Here is a 4,991-nt window from a genome sequence, read left to right as displayed (position 1 = left end):
GTATGATGCTTTCTCTATGCAATAAAACTTCAATGTCATCATAAGAGATATCAAAAAGAACGTGCGCTTCAATTACTTCCAGGCCTTTGTTCATCATCGTTGCTGAGTCAATTGTGATCTTAGAACCCATAGACCAGTTTGGATGGTTCAATGCTTCTTTTACAGTGACGTTTTTTAAATCTTCGCGTGTACGGTCTCTAAAGCTACCACCAGATGCAGTAATGATTAGTTTAGATACTTCGGATTTTTTCTCTCCATTCATTGCTTGAAAAAGTGCTGAATGCTCGCTATCCACTGGTAATATCGGCACATTATGTTCTTTAGCGGCCTGCATTACTAAATGACCAGCAGTAACTAATGTTTCTTTATTGGCGATAGCTATAGTAATACCTTTTTTAATCGCTTCTAAAGTAGGTCTTAAACCTACGCTTCCTAGAACAGCATTCACAAGAACATCTGCTTTTGTATGAGCAGCCACTTGTACTAAACCTTCATCACCAAAAACAACTTCTACTTTGGGAAACTCATGTTGAAGTAAAATAGCATCCTCCTCTTTTTGGACAGACACAACCTCTACGTGGAACTCTTTTAGAATCTTTTTTGTTTCTTCTATATTTTTACCAACAGAAAATGCAACTAATTGAAATCTATTTGGATGCTCCCTTATTATATCTAATGTTTGTATCCCGATAGAACCTGTTGCACCTAATAAACTTATTCTTTTACTCATGAAATAATGTCGTCTCCCTTATATAAAATGTAAAAAATGCAATAATGGCAAGACAAAAAGAAGACTGTCGAAACGGTCTAATATACCACCATGCCCAGGAAGAAGATTACCTGAATCTTTTACATTAAAATGTCTTTTAATACCTGACTCTACTAAATCTCCAAGTTGCCCGAATATAGAGGCTACGATTGTAATCCCTATCAATATTATGTAAGACGATGTAAGCGGACTAACCCATTGGATAATTAGTGCTGTTACTATTGCCCAAACTATACCCCCAACAAAACCTTCAACCGTCTTATTTGGAGATATTTCTGGCCAAAGCTTACGTTTACCTAACTTTCTCCCTGTAAAATAAGCTCCAGAATCCGTGGTCCAAACGATTAATAAGGCAAAAATGACATACGCCAAACCACCTTCTATTGCTCGTGTTTCAATAAAGTAATAAAATCCAATCCCAACATATAACGTACTTAATAGCACAAACGATGCATTTTCGAATGTAAATTTATTTTTCGTTAATACCGTAAATATTAGTAAAATAAATACCGCTACGAATATCCATTCCAGCTTCGTGTGACCCGTAAGATTAACTATTTTCTCTGTATATACGGAAGGGAATAATAGTAAGAATAAAAGAAGAATTGATATAATACCTGGAAAACTGATTAAGCTTATACCCTTCATTTTTAATATTTCATATAACCCTATTGCAGCAATCGCGTAAATTAGTACAGTAAATACAGGTCCTCCTAGCAGAACAATAGGAAGAAAGAGCGCTAAAGCCACCGCACCCGTGATGATTCTTGTTTTCAATTTGTTTCTTCCTCCTTAATTCCACCATATCTTCTATTACGTTTTTGAAAAGTTTCAATCGCATCTAGTAAACAGCCTTCATCAAAGTCAGGCCATAATGTGTCTGTAAACCAAAATTCAGTATAAGCAAGCTGCCAAAGCATAAAGTTACTTAATCTAACCTCTCCACTTGTTCTAATGAGTAAGTCCGGTTCGGTCAGGTCCTTTGTCATTAGATAATCATTGAACTTACTTTCTGATATATCTTCTACTGCCATGCTTCCTTTTTGTACATCAGTAGCTATTTTCTTTATAGCTTGAACAATTTCATCTCTACTTCCGTAATTTAAAGCAAAATTTAATATTAATCCATTATTATCAACCGTTTTTTCCATTGCTTTTGTTACAGCATTTTTAGTATGCTCTGGCAAAAGATCAATATTACCCATCATTCGTACTTGAACATTTTGTTCAATCAATTCAGGTAAGTACGTGTTGAGAAATTCCTCTGGCAAACGCATTAAAAATTCAACTTCGACTTTTGGTCTTTTCCAGTTTTCTGTTGAAAATGCATATAAAGTAAGCGTTTTTACTCCAACTTCGTTTGCAAACCTCGTTATTTTCTTAACCGTTTGCATTCCTTCATGATGACCTGCGATTCTCGGTAGGGCTCTTTTTTTTGCCCACCTACCGTTTCCATCCATAATGATGGCTATATGGTCTGGCAATTGTTCTTTCTGGGCATTTTCCACCCGATCATTTAAATTATTACTTATCGCTTGATCATTTTTACGAATAAGTTTTTTTAGCATGCATTAACCTCCACTTTAAACCTTCTCGAAGCATATATCTTATCATAACAAATAAAGACGAATATAAAAAGGCGTCCTACTAAAAGGACGCCTTCCTCGAATAAAAGTTCAACTGTAAGACTGGCTAGAAGCGCTTAAACTTCTAGAATTTCTTTTTCTTTGTCTTTCGTGATTGCATCAATTTTTTCAATATTTGCATCTGTGATTTTTTGAATTTCTTCGGTATAGCTTCTTAAATCATCTTCTGTGATTTCTCCAGCTTTCTCCAACTTTTTCAAGTCGTCATTTCCATCACGACGTACGTTACGAATATTTACTTTAGCTTCTTCTGCTTCTTTTTTCACTTGTTTCACTAAGTCTTTACGACGTTCCTCTGTAAGTGCAGGAATAGCGATACGAATTAGGTTACCATCGTTTGTTGGCGTAATCCCTAAATCTGACTTCATAATCGCTTTTTCGATATCTCCTAAAACGGATTTATCATATGGCTGAATCGTTAGTAAACGAGCTTCAGGTGTTGAAATACCAGCCATTTGGTTAATTGGAGTTGGAGCACCGTAATAATCTACAGTTATTTTATCTAATAATGCTGCACTTGCACGACCAGCACGGATAGAAGCCAATTCTCTTGTATACACTTGAATAGTTTTAGCCATTTTATCTTTTGTTTGCTCTATTACTTGTTTCGGCATTATGAATTCCTCCTAACGACTGTTCCGATAGATTCACCTAGGACAGCCTTTTTAATATTTCCGTTCTCCATAATTGAGAATACAATAAGTGCAATATCATTGTCCATACATAGCGTGGACGCTGTTGAGTCCATTACTTGTAGACCTTGTTGAATTACTTCCAAGAAAGACAATTCATCATATTTCACTGCTGTTTTATCCGTCTTAGGATCAGCAGAATACACACCATCTACATTATTTTTAGCCATTAAGATTACATCTGCTTCAATTTCTGCCGCTCTTAAGGCTGCTGTAGTATCAGTCGAGAAGTATGGATTTCCTGTTCCCGCTGCAAAGATTACTACACGTTTTTTCTCCAAATGACGAATAGCTCTTCTTCTTATGTACGGCTCTGCCACTTGACGCATTTCAATGGAAGACTGTACACGAGTTTCAACTCCACATTGCTCTAGAGAATCTTGTAGTGCCAATGAATTCATAACCGTAGCTAACATGCCCATATAGTCAGCATTCGCACGGTCCATGCCCATCTCACTTCCAATTTTACCTCTCCAGATATTGCCTCCACCAACTACAACAGCAACCTCTACACCAAGATCCACTACCTCTTTCACTTGCTCAGCTACTGATTTGATAATTTCAGGTGACAATCCGAATCCTTTTTCTCCAGCTAATGCTTCGCCACTTAGTTTTAAAACGATTCTTTTATATGGTGTGCTCATAGATATCCTCCATCTCTTTTCTTGAAAAATAGGGAACACAAATTACGTGCTCCCTAGAGTTTTTCTATAAAATAAGAACTTAAAGTTCTTATTATTAGTTATTTCCTTTAACTTGGCTCATTACTTCTTCAGCAAAGTTGTCTTCACGTTTTTCGATTCCTTCACCAACAGCATAGCGAGTGAATGAAACTAGTTTACCACCAGTTGATTCAACAAAAGCACGTACTTTTTGGTCTGGATTTTTAACGAAAGATTGGTCTAATAAACACACTTCTTCAAAGTATTTACCAAGGCGACCTTCTACCATTTTTGCAACGATATTTTCTGGTTTACCTTCGTTTAATGCTTGTTCAGTTAAAATTTTACGCTCATGCTCTACTTCTTCAGCAGATACTTCATCACGAGAGATATATGATGGGCTTAATGCAGCAATGTGCATAGCAACGTCTTTAGCTGCTTGATCATCAGTAGATCCTTCAAGAACAGTTAGAACACCAATGCGCCCACCCATGTGTAGGTACGGTCCAAAAGCGTCTGCATCTGTTTTTGTTTCAATAACAAAACGACGTAGAGTAATTTTTTCTCCGATTTTTGCTACTGCGTTAGAAATAGCATTTTCAACTGTAACGCCTTCTTGAATGTTAGAAGCTAATGCTTCTTCCACTGAAGCAGGTTCAGTAGCTAATAAGTGAGAAGCTACGTCTTTAACTAATGTTTGGAATCCTTCGTTTTTAGCAACGAAATCCGTTTCTGCATTCATTTCTAATAATACTGCTTTGTTTCCATCGATTTGGATGTAAGTTGTACCTTCAGCTGCGATACGATCAGCTTTTTTAGCTGCAGAAGAAAGACCTTTTTCACGTAAGAAGTCAATTGCTGCTTCTAGGTTTCCGTCTGTTTCTACTAATGCTTTTTTACAATCCATCATACCTGCGCCAGTTTTTTCACGCAATTCTTTTACCATTTGAGCTGTAACTGCCATTATAAATTCCTCCTAGTACGAATCATGTCATTTTCTCAAAAAAAGGTGATAAGTGGTTTGGCCGCTTATCACCTGTTACTTACATGTGTCTTACTCAGCAGCAACTTCAGCTGAAGCTACTTCTGCATCTTCACCTTGTCTTGCTTCTAGTAATGCATCCGCCATTTTAGCAGTTAATAATTTTACTGCACGGATTGCATCGTCATTTGCAGGGATTACATAGTCGATTTCATCTGGGTCACAGTTAGTATCAACAAT

At 36.7% G+C, this 4,991-nt stretch carries 7 protein-coding genes; all 7 read right to left on the bottom strand.

Annotation, left to right across the window (positions count from 1 at the left end):
- Window positions 1–730: 1-deoxy-D-xylulose-5-phosphate reductoisomerase (gene dxr / locus AC06OU_RS09970; protein ID WP_475855518.1), on the bottom strand; the 730-nt coding region annotated here is incomplete at its 3' end.
- An 18-nt stretch (window positions 731–748) separates the two neighbouring features.
- A complete protein-coding gene (locus tag AC06OU_RS09965; protein WP_475855517.1) occupies window positions 749–1,546 on the bottom strand; it encodes a phosphatidate cytidylyltransferase in 798 nt (265 codons plus the stop codon).
- Window positions 1,543–2,337: an isoprenyl transferase gene (locus AC06OU_RS09960; RefSeq protein WP_475855516.1), complete on the bottom strand. Its 795-nt coding sequence runs from the start codon at window positions 2,335–2,337 to the stop codon at window positions 1,543–1,545. The genes AC06OU_RS09965 and AC06OU_RS09960 overlap by 4 nt, the downstream gene beginning before the upstream one ends.
- Window positions 2,338–2,471: 134 nt before the next feature.
- The gene (gene frr, locus AC06OU_RS09955; protein WP_342566794.1) at window positions 2,472–3,029 is read right to left on the bottom strand and encodes a ribosome recycling factor; all 558 of its coding nucleotides are present in this window, start codon (window positions 3,027–3,029) and stop codon (window positions 2,472–2,474) included.
- Entirely contained in the window at window positions 3,029–3,751 is a 723-nt protein-coding gene (gene pyrH, locus AC06OU_RS09950) for a UMP kinase (RefSeq protein ID WP_169358621.1), read from the bottom strand. The genes frr and pyrH overlap by 1 nt, the downstream gene beginning before the upstream one ends.
- A 94-nt stretch (window positions 3,752–3,845) precedes the next feature.
- Complete coding sequence (tsf, locus tag AC06OU_RS09945) at window positions 3,846–4,733, bottom strand: translation elongation factor Ts (protein WP_169358620.1); 888 nt, start codon at window positions 4,731–4,733, stop codon at window positions 3,846–3,848.
- 90 nt (window positions 4,734–4,823) lie between these two features.
- On the bottom strand, window positions 4,824–4,991 hold a 168-nt coding region (locus tag AC06OU_RS09940; protein ID WP_475855520.1), incomplete at its 5' end, for a 30S ribosomal protein S2.

Source organism: Psychrobacillus sp. (assembly GCF_056205495.1).
Note: the sequence above shows the minus strand (reverse complement) of the source record. Positions and strands in the feature narration are given on the sequence as shown.

Coding starts and splice junctions, on each gene's coding strand:
- AC06OU_RS09960 (WP_475855516.1), bottom strand. CDS start 2,337: ATGCTAAAAAAACTTATTCGTAAAAATGATCAAGCGATAAGTAATAAT.
- frr (WP_342566794.1), bottom strand. CDS start 3,029: ATGCCGAAACAAGTAATAGAGCAAACAAAAGATAAAATGGCTAAAACT.
- pyrH (WP_169358621.1), bottom strand. CDS start 3,751: ATGAGCACACCATATAAAAGAATCGTTTTAAAACTAAGTGGCGAAGCA.
- tsf (WP_169358620.1), bottom strand. CDS start 4,733: ATGGCAGTTACAGCTCAAATGGTAAAAGAATTGCGTGAAAAAACTGGC.